The organism is Kitasatospora sp. NPDC032757 (genome assembly GCF_055579305.1).
This window is the reverse complement of record NZ_JBVINN010000001.1, coordinates 195,441-220,174: the sequence shown is the minus strand read 5'-3', so window position 1 is coordinate 220,174 and position 24,734 is coordinate 195,441. Positions and strand designations below refer to the sequence as shown.

General features: G+C 71.8%; 5 protein-coding genes (1 of these 5 only partly in view). 2 read left to right on the top strand and 3 right to left on the bottom strand.

Annotation, left to right across the window (positions count from 1 at the left end; genetic code table 11):
* Positions 1–39: 39 nt before the first annotated feature.
* Positions 40–1,305, bottom strand: a complete 1,266-nt coding sequence (locus ACZ5WK_RS00925; RefSeq protein WP_465543623.1) for a cytochrome P450 family protein — start codon at positions 1,303–1,305, stop codon at positions 40–42.
* Positions 1,306–1,375: 70 nt separating this feature from the next.
* Entirely contained in the window at positions 1,376–2,359 is a 984-nt protein-coding gene (locus ACZ5WK_RS00920; RefSeq protein ID WP_465543621.1) for a TauD/TfdA family dioxygenase, read from the bottom strand.
* 464 nt (positions 2,360–2,823) lie between these two features.
* On the opposite strand from ACZ5WK_RS00920, the gene ACZ5WK_RS00915 reads away from it, so the two are divergent.
* On the top strand, positions 2,824–4,170 hold the full coding sequence (locus ACZ5WK_RS00915) for a cation:proton antiporter (protein ID WP_465543619.1): 1,347 nt from the start codon (positions 2,824–2,826) through the stop codon (positions 4,168–4,170).
* A 240-nt stretch (positions 4,171–4,410) separates the two neighbouring features.
* On the top strand, positions 4,411–5,916 hold the full coding sequence (locus tag ACZ5WK_RS00910) for a tryptophan 7-halogenase (RefSeq protein ID WP_465543617.1): 1,506 nt from the start codon (positions 4,411–4,413) through the stop codon (positions 5,914–5,916).
* Positions 5,917–6,262: 346 nt separating this feature from the next.
* Here the strand turns inward: ACZ5WK_RS00910 and ACZ5WK_RS00905 are convergent, their stop codons facing one another.
* A protein-coding gene (locus ACZ5WK_RS00905; RefSeq protein ID WP_465543615.1) for a non-ribosomal peptide synthase/polyketide synthase crosses the window boundary here: on the bottom strand, positions 6,263–24,734 show its 3' portion. Its footprint extends 3,914 nt past the window's final position; the window shows 18,472 of its 22,386 coding nt (coding positions 3,915–22,386); the start codon falls outside the window, past its right edge — the gene reads right to left on this strand; it ends in the stop codon at positions 6,263–6,265.

Sequence of the window (24,734 nt, the reverse complement as noted above, 5' to 3'; positions counted from 1 at the left end):
CCCCCGCGACGCGGGGGCGGCCCGACGGTTCTCCGGGCGTCAGTTCAGGTGGACGAGCAGATTCAGCGGCGTGCGGGAGATGGGGCTGGGGATGTAGGGCACGTCCGGGCCGTCCGCGTGGCGCAGGCGGGGGAATCGCTCGAGCAGGCGGCCGATGGCGATGGCCGCCTCCATGCGGGCGAGGGGCGCGCCCAGGCAGTGATGGATGCCGTAGCCGAAGGCGAGGTGTCCGGTGGTGCCGCGGGTGACGTCCAGCTCGTCGGGATTGGGGAATTGGTCGGGGTCGCGGTTGGCGGCGCCGAGCGAGAGCAGAACCGCCTGGCCCTTGCGGATGTCGACACCCGCGACGGTCGTGGGCGCTCCGGCGATGCGGACGTTGGTGAGGAAGAGTGAGGGGTCGAAACGCAGGAACTCCTCGACGGCTCCGGACAGGAGGGTCGGGTCGCTCTCGACGAGGGCCCGCTGTTCGGGGTTGCGCAGTAGCGCGTTCACGCCGTTGCCGATCAGGCCGACGCTGGTCTCGAAGCCGGCGAGCAGCACGATGAAGGCGGTGGAGATGAGTTCCATCTCGGTGAGTTTGCCCTCCTCGGCGTCCCGGGCCTGCACCATCTGGCCGAGGAGGTCGTCGGTGGGTGTGGCGCGCCTCTCCTCGATGAGGTCCTTGATGACCTCGATGATGCGGTAGGCGATGGCTTCCCGGCCCTCGTGGGTGTTGCCGCCGGTGAAGTCGCGGGCGTTGCGGGACCAGTCCTGGAAGACGTCGCGGCGGTCCTCAGGGACGCCGAGCAGCTCGCAGATCAGGACCAGGGGGAGTTGCCAGGCCAGGCCCTCCATCAGGTCGACGGATGCGCCGTCGGCGCTCTGTCGGGCGAGGTTGTCCAGGAGTTCGTCGACGGTCTGTTCCACGCGCGGGCGCAGACGCTCGGTCTGGCGGGCGGTGAAGGCGCTGGCGAGGAGCTTGCGCAGGCGGGTGTGCTTCGGGGGGTCGGACACGACCGGGTGTTCGTTGTAGACGCGCCAGATGCCGCCTTCCTCGTCGGAGACGGGGTCGTCCTCCGGGTCGGGCTTCTGGCGCAGGACCGGGTCGAGGTGGGCCAGGCGGATGTCCTCGTACCGGGTGGGGACCAGCCAGCGTGTTCCGTCGGGCAGCTCCGCCCACCACACGCGTGACTTGGTGCGCAGGTCGGCGAAGAACCCGTACTGGTCCTGGACCAGCCCGGGGTCGATCAGCTGGAAGACGGGAACGCCGTCGGCGTCGGCGGACGAGGGCTGCGGGTTCTCGGCCGTCCCGGGCGCTTGCTGCATGTGCTGTGTTCTCCTTCTCCTGGGTGAAACCCGGACGACTGCCGGGATGACGACTGGAACGGCGGACGCCCTAGCGCTCCAGCACGTAGCCGTCGCCGGGCCGGTGGTCGCGCGATCGGCGCAGGTCGGCCAGGACGAAGGTCCGCTGGAGCCAACGGTCCCGGCCGTCGTAGCGGGGCTGGAAGGCGGTCCGGCCGTGCAGAGTCACGTGGTTGTCGACGATCGCCAGGTCGCCGGGCAACAGCCTTACGGTGCGGGACACTTCGTCGAGGACCAGGGACAGCTCGGCGAGTGCCGCACGGGCGGAGGGGGTCAGCCCGGTCGTGGCGGCGAAGTCGACCCGGATGTCCGGATCGGCCGAGTCGCCGGTCAGCACCGGACGTTCCGGGACGGGACCGCCGACCGTGCCGAAGGACGGCGGGGGCTGGGTGCTGAACTCGGGGCGGGCGAGGTTCTCCCTGGCCTGGTCGGACAGCAGCGGCAGCGCCTCGCGGATCGAGGCCGTGCGCAGCCCGGCGACCCGGTCGTGGTCCGGGCGCAGGCAGAGCAGCATCACGTAGTCCGGGCGGTGCGGGTGGAAGGCGTTCTCGTTGTGCATCATCAGGTCCACCGACCCGGCGTTGCCCTGGAACTCCTCCCGGCCCGGCACGGGGACGACGTCCTGGACCAGTGCGCCGGATTTCTCCGCCAGGAAGGCGGCGGGATCGCCGAGCCCGCAAGCCGTCATCATCAGCAGTGCGGCCGGCCCGGTGGTGGTCCGTTGCACGGACCCGGGGACCGACGGGGTGGCCGGCAACCGGCTTTCGTCCACCGGAAGCCCGCGCACCACCAGCACGCCGCCCGGTCCGGAGTCGCGGCGGAATTCGCGGATGCGCTGCCGGAACGTGCCGGGCAGGGACTGCCAGGAGGCCCGGGCGGCGGCTACCCAAGCATCGTCGTCGACCTCGTCCGAGACCGCCTGCAGCTGCTCGGCGATCCGGCCGATCTCCATCGATTCCGCCGGGGAGACCGTGAGGGTGGCCTCCGGGGGCGCGAGCTGTACGGCGTTGAGCATGGCTACTCCCAAGAGCCTAGGGGTGCGGTCGTCCCGCCGGCGGTGATCTCGGCCGGCACCGGCCACAGGGCGTGCTGGCCCTCGTCGTTGTTCAGTCGCACCAGCGGGTCGGTTGTCCGGGACGTGGATACGTCGTTCTGCCGACCGTGCGGGATCGGTCCCCCGGTCGGGCAGCGGCGATGGAAGGGACACTGCCATCCTGGCCCGGCCGGTCGCTGTGGTCGCCGGTGCTTCCAAGACTTGAATATGTGCGCTGCCCCACCCGGCGGTAAGCGACACTCTGCTCATCGCGTCAGGCCGCCTCACGGGGCCGGGGAGTTCGGTCCACGGGGCATTTCGGGCGGAACGGCGAATAGTTGGCGTGACCTCGACATGCGTATCGAAGTGGATCACTTTGGACTTCGGGTCCGCTCCCAGCTTTGCGGCAATTTCTTCCCGAGCAGTCAACCGATTGGGAGACAACTGTGACTGCATCCCTTCCGACGCCGGCCATACCCGCCCATGAACTGCTGGTCTTTCTCGCCCAGGTCGGTGTCCTGCTGCTTTTCGCCCTGCTGCTCGGACGGCTGGCCGTAAAGATCGGCATGCCCGCGGTGGTCGGCGAGCTGTGCACCGGCGTGCTGTTCGGCCCGTCCGTACTTGACCGAATTGCTCCCTCCGTCTCCGATTGGCTGCTGCCGAAGGCGCCGACGCAGTTCCATCTCCTCGACGCGGTGGGCCAGATCGGTGTCCTGCTCCTGGTCGGCATGACCGGGATCGAAATGGATCTGAAGCTGATACGCCGTAGACGGAGTACGGCCCTCGGCGTCGGTGTCGCCGGCCTGGTGCTGCCGCTCGGCCTCGGCGTGGCTGCCGGCTGCCTGGTACCCGATTCGCTGATGCCGGGGAACACCAGCCGGGCGGTGTTCGCGATGTTCCTCGGTGTCGCCCTCTGTGTCAGCGCGCTTCCCGTCATCGCGAAGACCTTCGCCGACATGAACCTCATCCACCGCAACATCGGCCAACTCACCCTGGCCGCCGGAATGGTGGACGACCTGGTCGGGTGGACGCTGCTGTCGGTGGTGTCGGCGATGGCGACGAGCCGGGTCACCGTCGGCACTGTCGCGTCGTCCGTGGGCTGTGCGCTGCTCGTCGTGCTGGTGGCCGTGACACTGGGTGCGCCGACGGTTCGGTGGGCGACCTCCCGGGCTGAACGGTCCCGTGAAGCAGGCCCGTCCATCGCCACGGTCACCGTGGTCATCATGCTGAGCGCGGCGGCCACCCAGGCGCTCGGCCTGGAAGCGGCGCTCGGTGCCTTCATCGCGGGTGTGCTCATCGGTACGAGCGGCAGGGTCGACCTGGCCAGGCTCGCTCCGTTGCGGTCGATCGTCATGGCGGTGTTCGCACCGTTGTTCTTCGCCACCGCGGGTCTGCGGATCGATCTCACCGTGCTCCGTCATCCGGCGGTGCTCGCCGCCGCCGTCGCCGTGCTCCTGGTCGCCGTCGTCGGCAAGTTCTCCGGTGCGTTCCTCGGCGGAATGGTCGGCCGGCTCGACCGGTGGGAGGCGCTCGCCCTCGGTGCCGGAATGAACGCCCGTGGCGTCATCCAAATCGTCGTGGCGACCGCCGGTCTGCGGTTGGGCGTGCTCAACACCAGCAGTTTCACCATCATCATCCTGGTGGCTATCGTGACCTCGGTCATGGCGCCGCCGATTCTGCGCTTCGCCATGCAGCGCATCGAGCACACCGCGGACGAAGAGCTCCGGCGGCGCGACTACGCGGCCTTTACCGGGTCATCGGAATCCCTGCGCGGCACTCATCCTCCGGTCTGATTTAGCGTCACGACTGTTGACATCTCGCGTCACCCTGGCCAAGAATCTGCCTCCAGTCGCAGGTTGGACATGCGTCGGGAACGCACCTTTTCTGGGCGCTGCGAACTGATTCCCGACTCCCTCGTTTTTGCGCCGGGCTGAGCCCCAAGTGCGTGGCGATCACGATTCCATGCTCCAAGACCGCGAAAACTCACCCGGGCAACCTCGAAAATCACTCCGCAATCCTCTTAAGGAGAAGAAATGCAGCAAACTGCCGGAACGTCACCGGAACGTGAGGAGTTCGATGTCGTGGTGGTCGGCGGCGGTCCCGCCGGATCCACGGCTGCCGCACTCACCGCCATGCGGGGCCATCGCGTGTTGCTCCTGGAGAAGGAGACCTTCCCGCGGCACCAGATCGGCGAGTCGCTGCTCCCCGCGACCATCCACGGAGTCTGCAGACTGCTCGGCGTGACCGAGGAGCTCGCAGCCGCGGGCTTCACGAAGAAGCGAGGCGGAACGTTCCGCTGGGGCGCCAGCCCGGAGCCGTGGCGGTTCGACTTCGCGATCTCGCCCCGCCTCGCCGGCCCCACGTCGTTCGCCTACCAGGTCGAGCGCATGAAGTTCGACCAGATCCTGCTGGAGAACGCGCGCACCAAGGGTGCGGACGTCCGGGAGAACCACACCGTCCTCGGGGTTGTCGAGACGGGCGACCGGATCACCGGAGTGCGGTACCGGGGGCCGGACGGCGTCACCCGCGAGGCCGCCGCGAAGTTCGTCATCGACGGCTCCGGGAACCTCAGCGCGCTGCACCGCAGCGTGAGCGGGACCCGCGAGTACTCCGAGTTCTTCCAGAACGTGGCGATCTACGGGTACTTCGAGGGTGGCGAGCGGCTGCCGGCACCCAACTCAGGGAACATCTTCTCCGTCGCCTTCGACGAGGGCTGGTTCTGGTACATCCCGTTGCGGGACGACCTGACGAGCGTCGGCGCCGTCGTCGCCAAGGAGTTCGCCTCGAAGGTGCAGGGCGATCCGGAGAACGTGCTGGCGCACTTCATCGACAGGTGCCCCGAGGTCAAGCGGATGCTCGGTGAAACGCCCAGGATCACCGAGGGGCCGTACGGCAAGGTCCGGGTCAGGAAGGACTACTCCTACCTGAACACCACCTTCTGGAAGCCCGGGATGGTGCTCGTCGGCGACGCCGCGTGCTTCGTCGACCCCGTCTTCTCCTCCGGGGTCCACCTCGCCACCTACAGCGCGCTGTTGGCGGCACGGTCGATCAACAGCGTCCTCGACGGGACGGTCGGCGAGGAGCAGGCGTTCGCCGAGTTCGAGGGCCGCTACCGGCGTGAGTACTCGCTCTTCTACGAGTTCCTGATCTCCTTCTACGACATGCACGTCGACGAGAGCTCGTACTTCTGGAAGGCGAAGAAGGTCACCAACACGACCGACAGCGAGATGGAGGCCTTCGCGACCCTCGTCGGCGGGGTGGCCTCCGGTGAGCAGGCCCTGACCACGATGTCGGCGAAGCAACGCATCCGCGAGACGTCGGAGACGCTGGAGACGTCGGTCGCGTCGCTGAGCGAGGACGGCGAGAACAGGAACCCGCTGTTCAAGTCGAGGATCGTGGGCGACGTCATGCGCGAGGGGTCGCAGGTGCAGGCCCGTGCCATGCTCGGCGAGGACTACGAGGACGAGCAGCCGTTGTTCGACGGCGGGCTGATCTCCACCGCGGACGGCCTGAGCTGGGAGCCGCCGAAGTCACGGTGAACCCGGTGACGGTCCGCGGACCGTCACCGGGCGATCATGCCTGACACGGGGCCCTGCCCTGATCCCTGGGACACCAAGGGTCAGGGCAGGGCCCTTTCGCGGTTCTTCTGTCGTACGTGTGGATGCGCTGATCCGCCGGCCCGCACGGATGGTCTCCGGGCCGCAGCCGGCCGCTCTCTCCCGCATGCATCAGGCTGCCATCGCATCGCGGTGGCAGCCTGATGGTTTCCGGTGTCGGTCCTGCGGGACCGGTCGGCGCCGCGGAGTGCCGCAGAGCCGGGGTCCGTCACGGGAAAGGCCCGGACGGCCGCCGCATCGGCGGCCGTCCGGGCCGGGAGTCCCGCCTTTACCGCTCGGCGGTGGCCCGGGCGTCACGCAGGGACTGCGCGAGCACCGGACCGATCTCCGCCCAGGCGGGGGCCTTCGTCAGGTCGTTGTGGGCGACGGCGAGGTCATGCCTGATCACCCTTCCCTCGACGTGCGGTTCCCAGAGGGCCGGCGTGTACGGCGAACCCTCCTTGCCCACCGTGGCGACGAAGACGAGCAGGTCACCGCGGAACCGGTCCAGGCTGAAGTCCTGGGTGATCCGCGCGATGTTGGTACCCACCCGGGCCAGCGCCTCGATGTGCCGCTCCTCCAGGCCGGCGATGGCACTGTCACCGTCGTCGAGCAGGCTGCGAGCCCGGGCGTAGTCCAGCGGGTCCTCGCCCAGCTCGGTGAGGTCGTGGCCCAGGTAGCCCAGCAGCTGCCGCAGGACGTCCTCGGGCCGTTCCTCGACGACCTCGTGTTCGTTGATCACCGGATAGGCGTCGAGGATGGCCAGTGTCGCGACCTCCTCGCCCGCCTCCTGCAGACGGGTGGCGATCAGGTGGCCCAGGAGGCCGCCGAGCGACCAGCCGGCGAGGTGGTACGGGCCGTGCGGCTGGATCGCCCGGATCTGGTCCAGGTAGTCCTCCGCCATCGCGGCCATGGTCTCCGGCAGTGCCTCGTCCCGGGCCAGGCCGCGCGCCTGCAGCGCGTAGACCGGGTGCTCCGGGTCGATGTGGCGCAGCAGGCCCGCATAGCTCCAGCTCAGGCCCCCGGCGGGCGGCAGGCAGAAGATCGGCTCGGCCGTGCCGGTGCTCCGCAGGGGGAGCAGCACGTCCATCGGATCTCCGTCCTCTCCCGTGGTCAGCAGCTCGGAGAGGCTCTGGACGGTCGGACTCTCGAACAGCGCCACGATGCTCAGCCTGGTTCCGAAGGTGCGGTTCACCCGGCTGACCAGACCCGCCGCCATCAGCGAGTCACCACCGAGATCGAAGAAGCTGTCCTCGATCCCGACCCGGCCGACCTCGAGGGCCTCCGCGAACAGACCGCACAGCACCTCCTCGCGCGGCGTCCGGGGCGCCCCCTTGCCCAGGCTTCCCTCGGCGTCCGGAGCGGGCAGGGCCGGACGGTCCAGCTTCCCGTTCGGCGTGACCGGCAGCGCCGCCAGCGATACGAACGCGGCCGGCACCATGTAGTCGGGCAGCTGTCCCGAGAGCTGCTTGCGCAGCACCATCGGATCGATCGTGACGCCGTCGCCCGGCACCACGTAGGCCACCAGCCGGCGGCCGCCCTGGCTCATCTCCCGCAGGACAACGGCCGCCTGGGACACGTCCGGGTGGTCGAGGAGCACCGACTCGATCTCGGCCGGCTCGATCCGGAAGCCGCGGAGCTTGAGCTGCTGGTCGGCCCGGCCGACGTAGGAGAGCCGGCCGTCGCGGGTCCAGCTGACCAGGTCACCGGTGCGGTACATCCGACTGCCCGGCGAGCCGAACGGGTTCGGCACGAAGCGCTCCGCCGTCAGACCGGTGCGGTTCAGGTAGCCGCGTGCCAGGCCGGGGCCGCTCACGTACAGCTCGCCCGCCACGCCCGTCGGCACCGGCCGGAGCCGCGCGTCGAGCACGTAGACCGAGGCGTTGGCGATCGGCCGGCCGATCGACAGCGCCGCCGTGGACAGCGGGTCGCTCATGGTGGCACAGACGGTCGTCTCCGTCGGGCCGTACGCGTTGATCATGCGTACGCGGGGTGCCCACTGGTCGACCAGGTGCTGCGGGCAGGGCTCGCCGGCGACCACCAGGGTGCGCAACCCGGGCAGGTCCTCGGGCGAGATCGCGGCCAGCACCGTGGGCGGGATCGTGGCGTGGGTCACCCCGTGGTGGGCCATCACCCCGGTCAGCGTCGGGCCCGGCAGCAGCTCGGCCGTCGGGGCGAGGACCAGGGTGGCCCCGGCCACCAGGCTCGTCACGATCTCCGACACCGCGGCGTCGAAGCTCGGCGACGCGAACTGCAGGAGCCTGCTCTCCGCGTCGATCGCGAACCGCTCGATCTGCGCGGCGGCCAGGTTGCCGATGCCCCGGTGGGTGACCACGACGCCCTTGGGGCGACCGGTGGTGCCCGAGGTGTAGATGACGTACGCCGCGTCGTCCGGGGACGGCTCGGCGGCCGGCACCAGGGGCGTCGCGGGCTGCGCCGCCCACTCGGCCCGCAGGCCCGGGTCGTCCAGGACCAGCGTCGGTACGTCGGCCCCCACCTCCGTCAGCAGGTGTGCGGTGGAGGACGTCGTCACGACCAGCGCCGGACGGGCGTCGGACAGGATGAACGCGCGCCGGTCGGCCGGGTAACGCGAGTCCACCGGCAGGTAGGCGGCCCGGGCCCGGGCGACCGCGAGGACCGCGACGACCGTGTCCGGCGTCCGCTCCAGCATCAGCCCGACCAGCGACTGCTCGGCGGCGCCGTGCCGGGCCAGCAGCCGGGCGAGCTGGTTGGCCCGCCGGTCGAGCTCCGCGTAGCTGAGCCGCTCGTCCTGGTAGACCACGGCGGTCCCGTCCGGGCTCAGCCTCGCCCGCTCGGCGACGAGCTCGGACCACCGCTGCGCCGGTACCGGCCGCTCGGTGGCGTTGAACCGCCGGACCACCTGGTCGAACTGGTCGGCACTCAGCAGGTCGATCAGGCCGACCGGCTGGTCCGGGTCCGCGGCCAGGGCCCGCAGCCAGCTCACCAGTTGGTCGATCAGATCGGTCACGCTCTGCTCGTCGAACACGTCGGGCCGGTGGTCCAGCCGCAGCCGCAGGGACGGGCCGCGCATCGAGGCGCACAGCGCCAGCGGATAGTGCGTGGCGTCGCTCGTCTGGTCGTTGCTGACGTCCACCTCGCCGGGCTCGTCGTGCAAGCCCTGAGGCGGTGCCGGGTAGTTCTCGAACACCGTGGCCGTGTCGAAGAGTTCACCGACCCCGGCGAGTCGCTGGACGTCGGACAGCCGCAGGTACGAGTGATCCATCAGCCCGGACTGCTGCTGCTGGATCCGCCCGAGCAGAGCGATCACCGGCTCGGCCGGCTCCATGCGTACCCGGACGGGCAGGGTGTTGATGAAGAGCCCGACCATCGTCTCGATACCGGCGATCTCCGGCGGCCGGCCGGACACGGTGGCGCCGAACACCACGTCGTCCCGCCCGGTCAGCCGGCTCAGCAGAGCGGCCCAGGCGCCCTGGACCACCGTGTTGAGGGTCAGCCCGTGCCGGCGGGCCAGTGCTGCCAGCGTCGCGCTGAGCTCCTGGTCGACCTCGACGACCCGGCGGTGCGGCGTGACGGCCGCCCGCTGTCCCGCCGACGGTGCGAGCAGGAGGGGCTCCTGCAGCCCGGCCAGCGCCGTACGCCAGGCGTTCTCGGCCTCGGCGCGGTCCTGCCCGGCGAGCCAGGTCAGGTAGCCGCGGTAGTCGGCCGGTACCGGCAGGGTCCGGTCGTCGCCACCCGTGGTGTACAGCTCGCCCAGCTCGCCGAGGACCACCGGCATGGACCATCCGTCGAGCAGGATGTGGTGGTTGGTGAGCAGGAAGCGGTACGCGTCCTCGGCCACCCGGATCAGTGTGAAGCGGATCAGCGGCGGCCGGGCCGGGTCGAAGCGGCGGGTGCGGTCCTCCTCGACGATCCGGGCCACCTCGCGGTCGAGGTCCTCACCGTCCAGCGCCCGCAGGTCGTGCTCGTACCAGGGCAGTGCCGGGTCCTCCACGACCACCTGAACCGGGCGGGCGAGGTCGTCCTGCCGGAAGGCCACCCGGAGGTTCGGGTGGCGGCGGAGCAGGGTGCTCGCCGCGGCCCGCAAGGCGTCCCGGTCGACGTGGCCGTCCAGCGCCCAGAGGAACTGGACCGTGTACGGGTCCTGGTCGCTGTCGTCGTACTGCGCGTGGAAGAGCAGCCCTTCCTGCAGCGGCGTCAGCGGCAGCACGTCGGACAGGCCCGGCAGGTCGGTCTCCAGCCGCTCGATCTGACGCTGGGTCAGCTCGACCAGTGGCAGGTCGGACGGCGTGCGCCCGGAGTTGCCGGGGCGCCGCAGCTGGTCGGCCAGCACGCGCAGTGCCGCGACCCAGCCCTCGCAGAGCTCGAGGACCTCCTCGTCGGTGAAGAGCCCGTCCGGCCAGGTCCACATGCAGCTCAGCGACGAACCGGCGGTGAAGTCGTCCGTCCGCGCGTTGATCTCCAGCGCGTGGGCGAACGGTCGGCGGCCGTCCGCACCGCCGTCGTAGCGTCCGGTCTCGAACGTCGGCTCGGTCGCGACCGGTGCCGGCTCGCCCTCCGGAGCTGTGAAGCGGCCGAAGTAGTTGAAGGCCAACTGGGGTTCGGCGCCGCCGGCCAGCCGCTCGGACGCCTGCGGGTCCAGGTACCGCAGCAGGCCGTAGCCCAGGCCGTGGTCCGGGATCCGTCGCAGCTGCTCCTTGACCGCCTTGGCCGCCCGTGCGGTGGCCGGTCCGCCGGCCAACGCCTGCGCGGTGTCCACGCCGGAGAGGTCGATCCGTACCGGGTACATGGCGGTCAGCCAGCCGACGGTCCGGGTCAGGTCGACGCCTTCGAGGACGTCGTGCCGGCCGTGGCTCTCCACCGCCACGAGCAGGTCCTCGCGGTCGGTGTCGCGCCACTTGGCGCGCCATTGGGCGAGTGCCAGCGTCAGGCCGGTGAGCAGGACGTCGTCGGCGCCGGCGTGGATGGCCCGAGGCACGTCCGCCAGCAGCGAGCTGCTGAGGTCGGCGGGCAGCCGGACATGGACGAAGCGCGTCGCGTCGACGGTGTCGCGGGCCGGGTCGAGCGGCCGGAGGCCGAGCAGCGGCTCCGGATCCCGCACCATCGCCTCCCAGAGCCCGAGCTCGCCCCGGCGTTCGGCCGCGAGCTCGTGGAGCCGGGTCGCCCAGCCGCGCAGCGAGGTGCCGACCGGGTCGAGCGCGATGGGCCTGCCCTGCTCGGCCGCCTCGTAGGCCTCGAACAGGTCGGGCATGAGCACCCGCCACGAGACGCCGTCGACGGCGAGGTGGTGCACCATCAGCAGGAGCTGGCCGCTCCGCCCCTGCCCGGCATCGAACCACACGGCCTGCAGCATGACGCCGTCGTCCGGGGCCAGCCCGGCCATCGCCGCGTCGCGGTGCTCGATGATCAAGGCTTCGAGGGCCGCGTCGTCCAGGCCTGCCGCATCGACGCGGCGCAGCAGGTCGCCCGCGCGGACCGTCCCGGTCTCGGGGACGTTCAGCCGCCACTGCCCGTCGGTGCGGTCCAGCCGCATCCGCAGGGCGCCGTGCCGGTCGATCAGCGCCTGCAGCGCCTGCTCCAGCAGGTGCAGGGTGGCTCCGGCCGGGGCCGGGACGATCCGGGACTGGTTGAAGCCCTCGACCGGGCCGCCGTTCTCCCGCAGCCAGTGCACGATCGGCAGCAGCGGGATGTCGCCGGTCTCCGGCTCGTCGGCTGCGGCGGACGCCGTGCCGTCGGCCAGCCGGACCACCGCCGCCAGTTCGGCGACGGTCTTGTGCTGGAACACGTCACGCGTGCTGATCAGCAGCCCGGCACGCCTGGCGCGGCTGACGAGCTGGATCGACATGATGCTGTCGCCGCCCAGGTCGAAGAAATTGTCGTCGATGCCGACCGCCGGCAGGGCGAGGACGTCGGCCATCACCGCGCACACCCGCGTCTCCAGCTCGGTGCGCGGCGCCCGCCCCGTCGACGCGCTGGAGAAGTCGGGCGCCGGAAGCGCACGACGGTCCAGCTTGCCGTTCACGGTCGTCGGCAGGGCGTCCAGCGCCACGAACGCGCTCGGCACCATGTACTCGGGCAGCCGCTGCTCGGCGAAGGACCGCACAGCGCTGACCAGTTCGCCGAGTCGGCGGGAGCTCAGCGGGTTGTTGACGTGCGCCGCGGAGGCCTGCTGGGCGGCCGGCAGGTACAGCTCGGAGACCGCGTCGTCGCCGACGCCGAACACCGCGTCCAGCCGTCCGGGGGCGCCCGGGGCGTAGGTGACGTGGGCCGCCTGTCCGTACCGTTCGGCCAGCTCGTGGAGCGCCTCGGGATGAACGCCCCGCTCCTCCGGGGTGTTCAGCGCGGTCAGCGCCTCGCCGACCGGCCGTCCGTCGGCCAGTGCCTGCACGGCCGCCTGCTCGCCGGCCAGCCGGGCGTCCGGAATCCCGGTCACCCGGACCGGCAGGTCGTCACCGGCCGCGATCCGGCGCTCCAGGTCCTCCAGGCTCAGGATCTCCGTGCCGTACCGCAGCCGCGGCAGCTCGCCGAGCGGGCGCGCACCGGCCGGTGCCGTCCGCAGGACCACGTCGAAGCGGTGGCGGGTCAGCTCGGTGTCGCTGTGGCCCCGCTTGACCCGTACGTCCACGGCCTCGAACGCCGGGATCTGCCCGGGCAGCGCCGCGAAGTACTCCGGGTCGACGAGGAGTTCCTTCTCCATCATGATCGTCTGCTCGACCGAACGGGACAGCTCCGCCGGGGTCTGCCTGCCGTTCCACTGGAGCAACGCGACCGCGGTCTGGAAGCAACACTGGGTGCGCAGGTGGCGCTGGTCGCCCAGGAAGACGGCGCCACCGGGCACCAGCAGGCGCGACAGCGAGGTGAGCACGTCGGTCAGGTAGGAAGCGCTGGGGAAGTACTGCGCCACCGAGTTGATGACCACGGTGTCGAAGAACTCCCCGGGCAGGGCGTCCAGTTCGTGTGCGGCGCCGACTTCGAGCCGGACCTTGTCGGCCAACTCGGGCTGGGCCTCGACCTGGTGCCGCAGTACGGCGATCGCCTCCGCGGAGAAGTCGATGCCCCAGTACGCCTCGCTGTCGCCGGCGAGCTTCGCCAGCAGCAGGCCGCTGCCGACGCCGATCTCCAGCACCCGGCGCGGCCGCAGGGCGCGGATGCGTTCCACCGTGGCGTCCCGCCACTCGCGCATCTGCTCCAGCGGGATGTCCTCGCCGGTGTAGCTGCTCGCCCAGCCGCTGAAGTCCTCGCCGAACTCCTCCGGCCGCTCCGCGCCGTACAGCTGCGCGTAGAGCTCCTGCCACTGCTCGATCTGCTCGCCGGCGGTGCCGTTGTCCTCGGCCGTCCCGGTCGTGTCCGCCGACGGCGTCGCGCTCGGAACGAGGTAGGCCACCAGCTGGTGATCGCCGGGACGGTCCTCGCGCACCAGGACGGCCGCCTGGGCGACGTCCGGGTGGTCGGCCAGGGCCGCCTCGATCTCGCCGAGCTCGATGCGGAAGCCGCGGACCTTGACCTGGTCGTCGGCCCGGCCGAGGAACTCCACCGCACCGTCGGCGTTCCAGCGCACCAGGTCGCCGACCCGGTACATCCGGCTGCCCGCCGGGCCGTGCGGGTCCGCCACGAACCGTTCGGCGGTCAGAGCCGGCCGGGCCTGGTAGCCACGGGCCAGCCCCGCACCGGCGATGTACAGCTCGCCGGCGACGCCGACCGGGACCGGCTGCAGGGACTCGTCCAGGACGTAGACCCGCATGTCGTCCAACGGCCGTCCGATCGGGATCTGGGCGGGGATCCGCTGGGCGTCCTCGACCCGGAAGGTGGTCGCGAACGTGGTCGTCTCGGTCGGGCCGTAGCCGTCGACCACCACGATCTGCGGGCAGGCCGTCATGACCCGTCGCACCGCTTCGGCGGGTACCACGTCGCCGCCGGTCCACACCTCGGCCACGCCCGCGAAGCACTCCGGGGACTCCTCGGCGGTGAGCCGGAACAGACCCGCGGTCATCCACAGACCGGTGACGCTGTTCTCGCCGATGACCCGGGCGAGGGTTGCCAGGTCGAGGTCGCCCCGGGGAGCCACCACGGCCTGGCCGCCGTTCAGCAGCGGGACCCACAGCTCGTAGGTGGAGGCGTCGAACGCCTGCGGGGAGTGGAGCAGCACCCGGCGGTGCGCCTCCGGACGGAAGGCCCGGTCGGAGGCGAGCGCGGTGACGTCCGCGTGGGTGATCCCCACGCCCTTCGGCACGCCAGTCGAGCCGGAGGTGTACATCACGTACGCGAGCTGCTCGGAGTGCACGACCTCGGGCAGTCGGACGTCACCGACCTCCGGGTCCGTCTCGGTGTCCACCACCAGGACCCTGGCGTCGTGCTCGCACCCCAGGGCCGGCGAGGTGGTGTCCGTCAGCAGCACGGAGACCTGACTGTCGGTCATGATGTGGCTGCGGCGGGAGGCCGGGTAGCGCGGGTCGATCGGCACGTAGGCCGCACCGGCCTTGAGCACCGCGAGGATCGACACCACCAGGCCCGCCGAGCGCTCCTGGAACAGCGCGACCCGGTCCTCGGGCCGGACACCGGCCGCCGCCAGTCGGCGTGCCAGCCGGTCCGACTCCTCGTCCAGCTCGCGGTACGTCAACTGCCGCTCGTCGCTGGACACCGCGACGGCGTCCGGCGTACGGGTGACCTGCGCGGCGAACCGCGCGGTCACGCTGGTCGGCACGGAGTCCGTCGCGGTGTCGTTCCACTGCCGCAGGACGGTGTGCCGCTCGTCCTCGTCGAGCAGGTCGATCGAGCCGATCGGCAGCTGCGGGTCCGCCGACACGGCGGTCAGCAGGCGCTCCAGCCGCTTCACCAGAGCGGTGACCGTCCCGGGGTCGAACAGGTCGGCGCTGTACTCGATGAACCCGTTGATGCCCGCGGGCGTCCCGCCGGCCTCGTCGAACTGCTCGGCGAAGCTGAGGAACAGGTCGAAGCGGGAGGCTCCGGTGAAGCCGTCCTCCGAGCTGAGGGTCAGGTCGGGCAGCTCGACGTCGGTCGCGACGGTGGCGTTCTGGAGTGCCAGCATCACCTGGAACAGTGGCTGGTGCCCCGCGGAGCGGTCCGGCCGGAGCACCTCCACCAGGTGGTCGAACGGGACGTCCTGGTGGGCGTACGCCGCCAGCGCGGTCTCGCGGGCCCGGCCGATCAGCTCGGCGAACGAGGGGTTACCGCTCAGGTCGTTGCGCAGCACCAGGGTGTTGACGAAGAAGCCGACCAGCTGGTCGAGCGACTCGTCGGTACGGCCCGCGATGGGGCTGCCGAGCGGGATGTCGTGACCGCCGCCGAGCTTGCCGAGCAGCGTCGCGACCGCGGCCTGGAGCACCATGAAGGTGCTCGCGCCCTCCCGCTTCGCGAGGGACCGCACCGCGGCGTGCAGCTCGGGGCCGAGCTCGACGGTCAGGCGCCCCCCTCGGTAGCTGGCCACCGAGGGGCGCGGTCGGTCGGTCGGCAGGTTCAGCAGGTCCGGCAGATCGGCGAGGGCCTGCTTCCAGTAGGTGACCTGTCCGGAGAACAGGCTGTCGGGGTCGGACTCGTCGCCGAGCAGCTGTCGCTGCCACAGCGTGTAGTCGGCGTACTGGACCGGCAGCGGTTCCCACTGCGGGGCCCGGCCGGCGTGCCGGGCCGTGTACGCCTGCGACACGTCGGCGCCCAGCGGGGCCAGCGACCAGCCGTCGCCGGCGATGTGGTGCACGACCAGGACGAACACGTGCTCGGTCGGGGTCAGCGTGAGCAGGGTCGCCGCCACCGGCGGCTGCTCGGTCAGGTCGAGCGCCGTGCGGACCGCGGCGAGGGTCGCCTCCTCCAGCTCGTGCTCGGCCACCTGTCGGCAGATCAGCTCGATCCGTGCCTCGTCGGTTCCGAGTACCACCTGCCGGGGCACGCCGTCGATCTCCGGGAAGACCGTGCGCAGGCTCTCGTGCCGGTCGACGACGTCCTGGAGTGCCGACTGCAGCGCCTCCAGGTCGAGGTGGCCGGAGAGCCGGACGACGAACGGCATGTTGTAGGTCGAGCTCGGGCCTTCGAGCCGATGCAGGAACCACATCCGGCGCTGGGCGTAGGAGAGCGGCAGCGTCTCGGGACGCGGCATCGGGACGAGGGAGGCCCGGCCCCGGGTCGCGCCGTCCAGCAGCCCGACGAGGCCGGCCGGGTTCGGGTGCTCGAACAGGCTGCGGATGGGGAGTTCGACGCCGAACACCGTCCGGAGCCGGCTCATCAGCCGGGTCGCCAGCAGCGAGTGGCCGCCGAGGTCGAAGAAGCTGTCGTCGACCGCGACGGTCTCCACGTCGAGGATCTCGGCGAACAGGCCGCACATGATCTCCTCCCGCGGGGAGCGCGGGGCACTGCTCTCCCGGCCGGAGGAGGCCGGCGGCTGCGGCAGGGCGCGCCGGTCCAGCTTGCCGTTGGGCGTCGTGGGCAACGCGTCGAGCTCGACGATGACCGACGGGATCATGTAGTCGGGCAGCTGCGTGCCGAGATACCTGCGCAGCGTGACGGAGTCGACCGGCCGGCCGGGCTTCGGCACCACGTAGCCGACCAGCCGCTTGTCGCCCGGGCGGTCCTCGCGCAGCATGACCGCCAGCTGGGCGACGTCCTCGTGGCGGCCGAGCACCGACTCGATCTCGCCCAGCTCGATCCGGAAGCCGCGCAGCTTCACCTGGTGGTCCACCCGGCCGAGGATCTCCAGCTCCCTGCCGGCGCCCCAGCGGGCCAGGTCACCGCTGCGGTACATGCGGGCGCCCGGTGCCCCGAACGGGTCGGCGACGAAGCGATCCGCCGTCAGGCCCGGCCGGCCCAGGTATCCCAGCGCCAGGCCGTCGCCGGCGATGTACAACTCGCCGGTCACCTGCGGCGGCACCGGACGCAGGTACTCGTCCAGCAGGTAGACGCGGGTGTTGAGCACCGGACGGCCGATGGTCGGCACAGACCGGCTGTCGGTCACCGGCGCAGCGGTGGAGTAGATGGTGGTCTCCGTCGGACCGTATCCGTTGGTGAGCTCGCCGCCGACCGCGAGGAGCCGTTCCGCCAGCTCCTGCGACATCGGCTCGCCGCCGCTCATCTTGCGCAGGCCGCGTACCGCGTCAGGGGCCTGGCTCACCAGCATCTGCCACAGGGTCGGCGTCGCCTGGAGGATGGTCACTCCGGAGTCGGCGACCAGCTTGGCCAGGGCCGTCGGGTCCTGGACCGTCTCCCGGGCTGCCACGACGACCGCCGCGCCGGACACGAGCGGCAGGTAGAACTCGAGCACGGAGATGTCGAACGACATGGTCGAGACCGAGAGCAGACGGTCGTCGGCCCGCACGCCGAGCCGCTCGGCCATGTCGACCATGAGGTTGATCATGGCGCGCCGCGGGAGCGCGACACCCTTCGGCCGGCCGGTCGATCCCGAGGTGTAGATGACGTACGAGGGGTGCTCCGGGTGGACGGGCGAACGGCGCTCGTCGTCGGCCCACGGTGTCCCGGGAAGCTCCTGGAGCGCACGCCGGGTGACCGGGTCGTCCAGCGACACGACGGTCGTGCCGTCGGGCAGGCCGCGGGCCGCGGCGTCGGTGGAGACGACGAACAGCGGCCGGCAGTCGGCCGTCATGTAGGCCAGTCGTTCCGCCGGCAGCTCGGGGTCGAGCGGCAGGTAAGCCGCTCCGGACCGCAGGACCGCCAGGAGCGCCACCAGCATCTCCGTGCTGCGTGGCATGGCGACGCCGATGATCTCGCCCGGGGCCGAGCCCCGCTCGACCAGGTGCCTGGCCAGCCGGGTGACCGCCGCGTCGAGTTCGCGGTAGGTCAGCGAGCCGTCGGGACCCTGGACCGCCAGGGCCTCGGGGGTGGCCGCCGCGCGCTGGGCGAACTGTGCGTCGACACCCTCGGCGGGGATCTCGCACTGCAGCCCCCTGCCCGCTTCCAGCAGCACGGCGCGCTCCGCCGGATCCAGCAGGTCCAGCTGCGCGAGCCGCCGGTCGGGCTCGGCGGTGGCCGCGGACAGCAGCTGCACCAGGCAGCCGGCGATGTCCGCGACGCGCTCGCCGTCGAAGAGGTCGACGGCGTAGCTCACCGTGCCGACGATCCCGGCCGCCGCGCCGTCCTCGGCGTGGTGCTCGGCGAAGGTGAAGGAGAGGTCGAACTTCTCCGTGTCCAGGTCGAACCCCTCCGGCTGCACCTCCAGACCGGGCAGGCCGAGGCCCCAGTCGGCCTGGGCGGCGTTCTGGAGGTTGAGCGCCACCTGGAACAGCGGGTGACGGGACATCGACCGGCTGGGATTGAGCGCCTCCACGAGCCGCTCGAACGGCAGGTCCTGGTGGGCGTAGGCACCCAGGCCCGTGGTGCGGACCCGGTCGAGCAGCTCGGCGAAGGTCGGGTCGCCGGAGACGTCGGTGCGCAGCACCAGGGTGTTGACGAAGAAGCCGACCAGGTCGTCGAGGGCCTCGTCGGTGCGCCCGGCGATCAGGCTGCCGATGGGGACGTCCTCCCCGCCGCCCAGCCGGGACAGCAGGGCGGCCAGGCCTGCCTGGAGCACCATGTAGACGCTCGCCTGCCGGGAGCGTGCCAGCTCGCTCACCCGCTGGTGGATCTCGGCGGGGATCTCGATGGTGATCCGCTCGCCCCGGTAGCTCGCCACGACCGGGCGGGACCGGTCGGTCGGCAGGGTGAGTTCCTCGGGCAGCCCGGCGAGGGTCTGCTCCCAGTAGCGCAGCTGCTGGGAGATCTGGCTGTTCTCGTCCGTCTCGTCCCCGAGCACTTCGCGCTGCCAGAGCGCGTAGTCGGCGTACTGCACGGGCAGCGGCTGCCAGTCCGGCTCCTCGCCGGCGGCCCGGGCCCGGTACGCGGTGGAGAGGTCGGCCAGCATCGGTGCCAGCGACCATCCGTCAGCGGCGATGTGATGCATGGTGAACGTGAAGACGTGCACGTCCGGGGCGACGGCGAAGAGCCGGGCTCGGACCGGGATCTCCTCGGAGAGGTCGAAGGCGCGGTTGATCTCGGCGGCCAGCACCTCGGCCAGCTGCTCCTCGGAGGTCTCGGTGACCTCCAGGCGCAGCCCGGCCTCGTCGGCGGCGAGCACCCGCTGGACCGGCACGCCGTTCGGCTCCGCGAAGACGGTGCGGAAGACCTCGTGCCGCTCCAACAGGTCGTGCAGGGTCGCGGCGAGGGCCTCGCGGTCGAGGTCACCGGTGAGTCGCAGCGCGATCGGCAGGTTGTACGCCGAACCGTTCTGCTGGTCGAGACGGTTGAGGAACCACAGCCGCCGCTGGGCGAAGGACAGCGGGAGCTCGTCCGGGCGTGGCATCGGCGCCACCGCACGGCGGCCCGTGGCGGCCGTGCCGAGCTGTGCGGTCAGCTGGGCCACGGTCGGCGCCTCGAAGACGGCGCGGATCGGCAGCTCCAGGTCGAAGGCGGTGCGGATCCGGCTGATCAGCCGGGTGGCGAGCAGGGAGTGCCCGCCCAGCTCGAAGAAGTTGTCGTGCACCCCGACGTCGGGCACACCGAGCATGTCCGCGAACAGGTGGCAGAGGATCTCCTCCTGCGGCGAGCGCGGGGCGGCCGAGGCCTGGGCGTCCGCACGGTGGACGGGGGCCGGAAGCGCGTTCCGGTCGACCTTCCCGTGTACGGTCAGCGGGATCCCGTCGACGGCCACGAACAGCTGGGGGACCATGTACTCGGGCAGCCGCCCGGCGAGGTGCGCGGACAGCTCCGCGGCCGTCGGCGCCTCGGCCTTCGGCACGACGTAGCCGACCAGGCGCTGGTCGCCCGGCTGGTCCTCACGGACGATCACCGTGGCGGCGCGCACCGCCGGGTGGGAGGCCAGCGCGACCTCGATCTCGCCCAGCTCGATCCGGAAGCCGCGCAGCTTGACCTGGTCGTCGCTGCGGCCGAGGTACACCAGTTCGCCGGAGCGGTTCCACTTGGCGACGTCGCCGCTGCGGTACATCCGGCTGCCGGGCGCCCCGAAGGGGTCGGGCACGAAGCGTTCCGCGGTCAGCGCCGGCTGGTTCAGGTAGCCGCGCGCCAGCCCCTCGCCGGCGAGGTAGAGGTCGCCGGTCACTCCTTCGGGCACCGGCTGGAGCCCCGCGTCCAGCACGTACAGCCGGGCGTTCGCCTGTGGGCGGCCGATCGGCACCGGGCCGTCCGGCACCGGCTCGCCGGGGGCGATGCGGTACTCGGCACAGTTCACCGTCGCCTCGGTCGGGCCGTATACGTTGCGCACCGTCACGTCGGGGTGCTGTTCGCGCCACTCCCGCAGGACCGCGCCGAGCAGCGCCTCACCGCCGAGCAGCAGCTCGCCCGAGGGCGAGTAGCCGGCCGGGAGCGCGGTGAGCAGCGGCAGGTGGCTCGGGGTCGCCTTGAGGAAGGTCGCCGGAGCCTGGGCCAGCCCGGCCGCCTCGCGCGGCTCGGGGTCGGTGAGCGAGGCGAGGTTGACGCAACCACCGACGAGCAGCGGGGTGTAGAGGCCGGTGACGGTCAGGTCGAAGGACACCGGCGAGTGCACCAGCGCGACCCCGCGGGCCGCGTCGTACTCCCGGGTGGTGTGCGCCAGGTAGTCGCTGACCGAGCGGTGCTCGATCACGACGCCCTTGGGGCGTCCGGTCGAGCCCGAGGTGTAGATCACGTACGCGGCGTCGCGCGGCGACAGCGGCCGCAGCCGCTCGGCGTCCGTGACGGGGCCGCTCGCGTGGGCCGCCAGCTCCAGGGCGGTCTCGGGCCGGTCCAGCCGGATGACGGGGGCGGCGCCGGACGGCAGGGCCGTCGAGGTGGCCTCGTCGCTCAGCACCACCGTCGGGGCCGCGTCGCCGAGCACGTAGGCGATGCGGTCGGCCGGGTTGGTGGGATCGATGGGCAGGTACGCGGCGCCGGCCTTGAGCACCCCGAGCAGGGCCGTGACCAGTTGCGGCGTCCTGGGCAGCGCGATCGCCACCAGGGAGCCGGGCCCGGTGCCGCTCGCGATCAGCAGGCGGGCGAGCCGGTTGGCGGCGGCGTCGAGTTCGGCGTAGGACAGCGTCTCCGCCCCGCGGACCACCGCGGGAGCGTCCGGAGTCCGCCCGGCCTGGGCGGTGAACAGCTCCGGCAGGGCCGCGGCAGCCACCTCGGCGGCGGTGTCGTTGTACTCCGCCAGGAGCCGGTTCCGCTGCTCGGCGGGCAGCATGTCGATGGTGTCGATCGGCTGGTCCGGGTCGCCCGCGGCGGATCGGAGCACTCGGCCGAGGTACTCGGCGAAGCCCTCTGCGGTGTCGCGGTCGAAGAGGTCCGTGCTGCACTGGATGTCGCCCTGCAGACCGGCCGGCCGGCCCTCCGCGTCGAACTCCTCGGAGAAGCCGAAGGCGAGGTCGAACCGGGCCGCGCCGAGGTCCACGACGTACGAGCTGAGCTCCAGGCCCTGCATCTCGGTCGCGTAGTCCGGCAGGTTCTGCAGGTTGAGCAGCACCTGGAAGAGCGGGTGGCGGGCGAGCGAACGCGGCGGGTTGACTGCCTCGACCAGCCGCTCGAACGGCACGTCCTGGTTGTCGTAGGCGTTGAGGTCGGTCTCCCGTACGCGGTCGACGAGCTGACGGAACGTCGGGCTCCCCGAGGTGTCGGTGCGCAGCACCAGCATGTTGGTGAGGAAACCGACCATCTCGTCGAGCGCCTCGTCGGTGCGGTTGGCGATCACGCTGCCGATCGGTATGTCGGTGCCCGCTCCGACCCGGTGCAGCATCGTGGCCAGCGCGGCCTGCAGCACCATGTACAGGCTCGCGCCGGTCGTCTGGGACAGGGTCAGCAGCTGCTGGTGCACGCGCGGGTCGACCCGGAAGTAGACCGGCACGCCGCGGTAGCTCGAAGTGGCCGGGCGGGGCCGGTCGACCGGGAGCGTCAGCTCCTGGGGCAGGTCGGCGAGATTGTCCTGCCAGTACCGCAGCTGCTTGGAGAAGACGCTGTCCGGGTCGTCCTCGTCGCCGATGACCTGCTGCTGCCACAGCGCGTAGTCGGCGGGCTGTACCGGCAGCGGTGCGAACTCCGGGGCCCGGCCCTCGCAGCGGGCCTCGTAGGCCTGCGCGAGGTTGGTCGCCAGCGGCCGCATCGACCAGCCGTCGCCGGCGATGTGGTGCAGCACGAAGAGCAGGACGTGGTCCTCCTCCCCGAGGGCGAACAGGTGGACGCGCAGCGGTACCTCGCTGGTGAGGTCGATACCGATCCGGACCGCGGCCTCCAACTGGGCGTCCAGTTCCTCGGGCCGCGTCTCCACCACGTTCAGCGCGACCTGCGCCTCGTCGGCGGGCAGGATCCGCTGGTAGGGCACGCCGTCGGCCTCGGGGAAGACCGTCCGCAGGGCCTCGTGCCGGGTCGCGAGGTCGACCAGCGCCTCGGCCATGGCGGTGCGGTTCAGCGGCCCGGTGAGCCGGATCGAGATCGGCATGTTGTACGTGGCGCTCTGGCCGTCGAAACGGTTGATGAACCAGAGCCGGCGTTGCGCGAACGACAGGGGGACGCGTTCCGGCCGCTCCATGGCGCGCAGCGCGCTGCGTCCGGCCCGGGCGTCGTCCAGGTGCTCGCCGAGGGTGGCGACCGTCGGAGCGTCGAACACCTTCCAGATGGGCAGCTCCACACCGAAGGTGGCCCGGACCCGGCTGACCAGGCGGGTGGCGAGCAGCGAGTCGCCGCCCAGCTCGAAGAAGCTGTCGTCGATGCCCATGTCCGGCTGGCCGAGGAGCTTGGCGAACAGGCCGAGGAGCTGTTCCTCGCGCGGGTTGCGCGCGGCCCGGCCGGTGACCGCGGCCGCCGGCGCGGGCAGCGCCTTGCGGTCGACCTTGCCGTTGGCCGTCAGCGGGAGCCGATCCAGCCACACGAAGGCGGAGGGGACCATGTACTCCGGCAGTTCGGCGCCGAGCCGGTCGCGGACGGCGGACTCGTCGCGCGTCGCGCCTTCGGCCGGGACGAGGTACGCGACCAGCCTGGGCTGGCTGTCGTCGTCCCGCCGCGCGACGACGGTGGCCTGGGCCACCTCGGGCATGCGCGCCAGGGCCGACTCCACCTCGCCCAGCTCGATCCGGAAGCCGCGGATCTTCACCTGGTCGTCGGCGCGGCCGGCGAACAGCAGGCTGCCGTCCGGCGTCCGCCGCACGAGGTCGCCCACCCGGTACATCCGGCTGCCGGCCGGACCGAACGGGTCGGCCACGAACGATGCGGAGGTGAGGCCCGGCCTGGTCCAGTAGCCGGCTGCGAGGCCCTCGCCGGCGAGGTAGAGGTCGCCGACGATCCCGACCGGGACCGGGCGCAGCGAACCGTCCAGGACGTACGCGCGCATGTTGTCCAGCGGGAGACCGATCGGCACGGTCTCGGCCGGCGGGTTGGCCGCGTCCATCCGGTGCGACGTGGCGAAGGTCGTGGTCTCGGTCGGGCCGTAGGTGTCCCGGACGACCATGTCCGGGAACCGCTCCAGGACACGGCGGACCGAGGCCGCGGGCACCACGTCGCCGCCGGCCAGCAGCTCGCGCACCGGGGCCAGGCAGTCCAGGTCCTCGTCGACCACGAGCCGGAACAGGCCGGCGGTCAGGTGGAGTGCCGTCACCCCGTGCTCGGACACCAGCCGGCCGATGGTGGCCACGTCCAGGTCCTGGGGCGGCGCGAGGACGATCCGGTGGCCGTTGAGCAGCGGCATCCACAGCTCGTAGTTGGAGGCGTCGAACGCGTGCGGGGCATGCATGAGCACCGTGCGGTGCGCGTCCCCGGAGAAGCAGCGGTCGAGCGCGAACGCGAGCAGGTCGCGGTGGGTGATGGCGACGCCCTTGGCCTGCCCGGTGGAACCGGAGGTGTACATGATGTACGCCAGCTGCTCCGGGTGGCCCTCGAGGGACGGCGCCGTGTCGGACTGCTCCGCCAGGCGCGGCTCCCGGTCCACGACGATCGTCGGGACCTCGGACCGCGGCGCGGTGGCCGCCGACGCGGCGTCGACCAGGAGCAGCGAGGCCTCGGTCTCGGCCAGGATGCTCTCGTGCCGCGCCTGCGGCGCACGGGAGTCGAGGGGCACGTACGCCGCGCCCGCCTTGAGCACGCCGAGCAGCGCGACGACGAGGTCGGGGGAGCGGCGCTGCAGCACCGCCACCCGGGAGCCGGTGCCCACACCGGAGGCGCGCAGCAGGTGCGCCAGCCGGTTCGCCGCGCGGTCGAGCTCCCGGTAGGTGAGCTGCCCGTCCTGCCAGACGAGGGCGATCTCGTCCGGCCCGTGCTCGACCTGCTCGGCGAAGCGCACCTGCACCGGCGCGCCCAGCGCCGGCACCTCGACGGCGGTGTCGTTCCAGCCCGTCAGCAGCTGCTCGCGCTCGGCCTCGGTGACCAGCCGCAGCTGCGAGAGCCGCTGCTCCGGCGCAGCGGTCATCTGCGCGAGCACCGATGCGATCCGCTCCCACAGGCGGGAGACCGTCGCGGCGTCGAACATGGTGGCGCGGTAGTACAGGTGCCCGGCCAGCTGCTCGCCCTCGGGGAGGTCCGCCACGACCACGGCGAGGTCGAACTTCTCGATGCCCAGGGCGGTGTCGTCCGGGCGCACGGTCAGGCCTGGCAGCTCCAGGGCGGCGGTGCCGCGGCTCCGTACGGTGAGGGCCACCTGCGCCAGCGGGTGTCGGGCAGCGACGAGGTCCGGTTCGAGTCGTCGCAGCAGCCGCTCGAACGGCACCGGACGCAACCGCGCCGCAGCGGCCGTCTCGCCCATCCCGGCCAGCAGTTCGGCCACGGACGGGTCGGCGGACACGTCCACCCGCAGCACGGCGGGGTTCGCCGCGAAGGCCCCGGGGCCTTCGGAT

Bases quoted from the DNA above. Each gene is read 5' to 3' on its own strand.
- ACZ5WK_RS00925 (WP_465543623.1), bottom strand. From the start codon at position 1,305: ATGCAGCAAGCGCCCGGGACGGCCGAGAACCCGCAGCCCTCGTCCGCC.
- ACZ5WK_RS00920 (WP_465543621.1), bottom strand. From the start codon at position 2,359: ATGCTCAACGCCGTACAGCTCGCGCCCCCGGAGGCCACCCTCACGGTC.
- ACZ5WK_RS00910 (WP_465543617.1), top strand. From the start codon at position 4,411: ATGCAGCAAACTGCCGGAACGTCACCGGAACGTGAGGAGTTCGATGTC.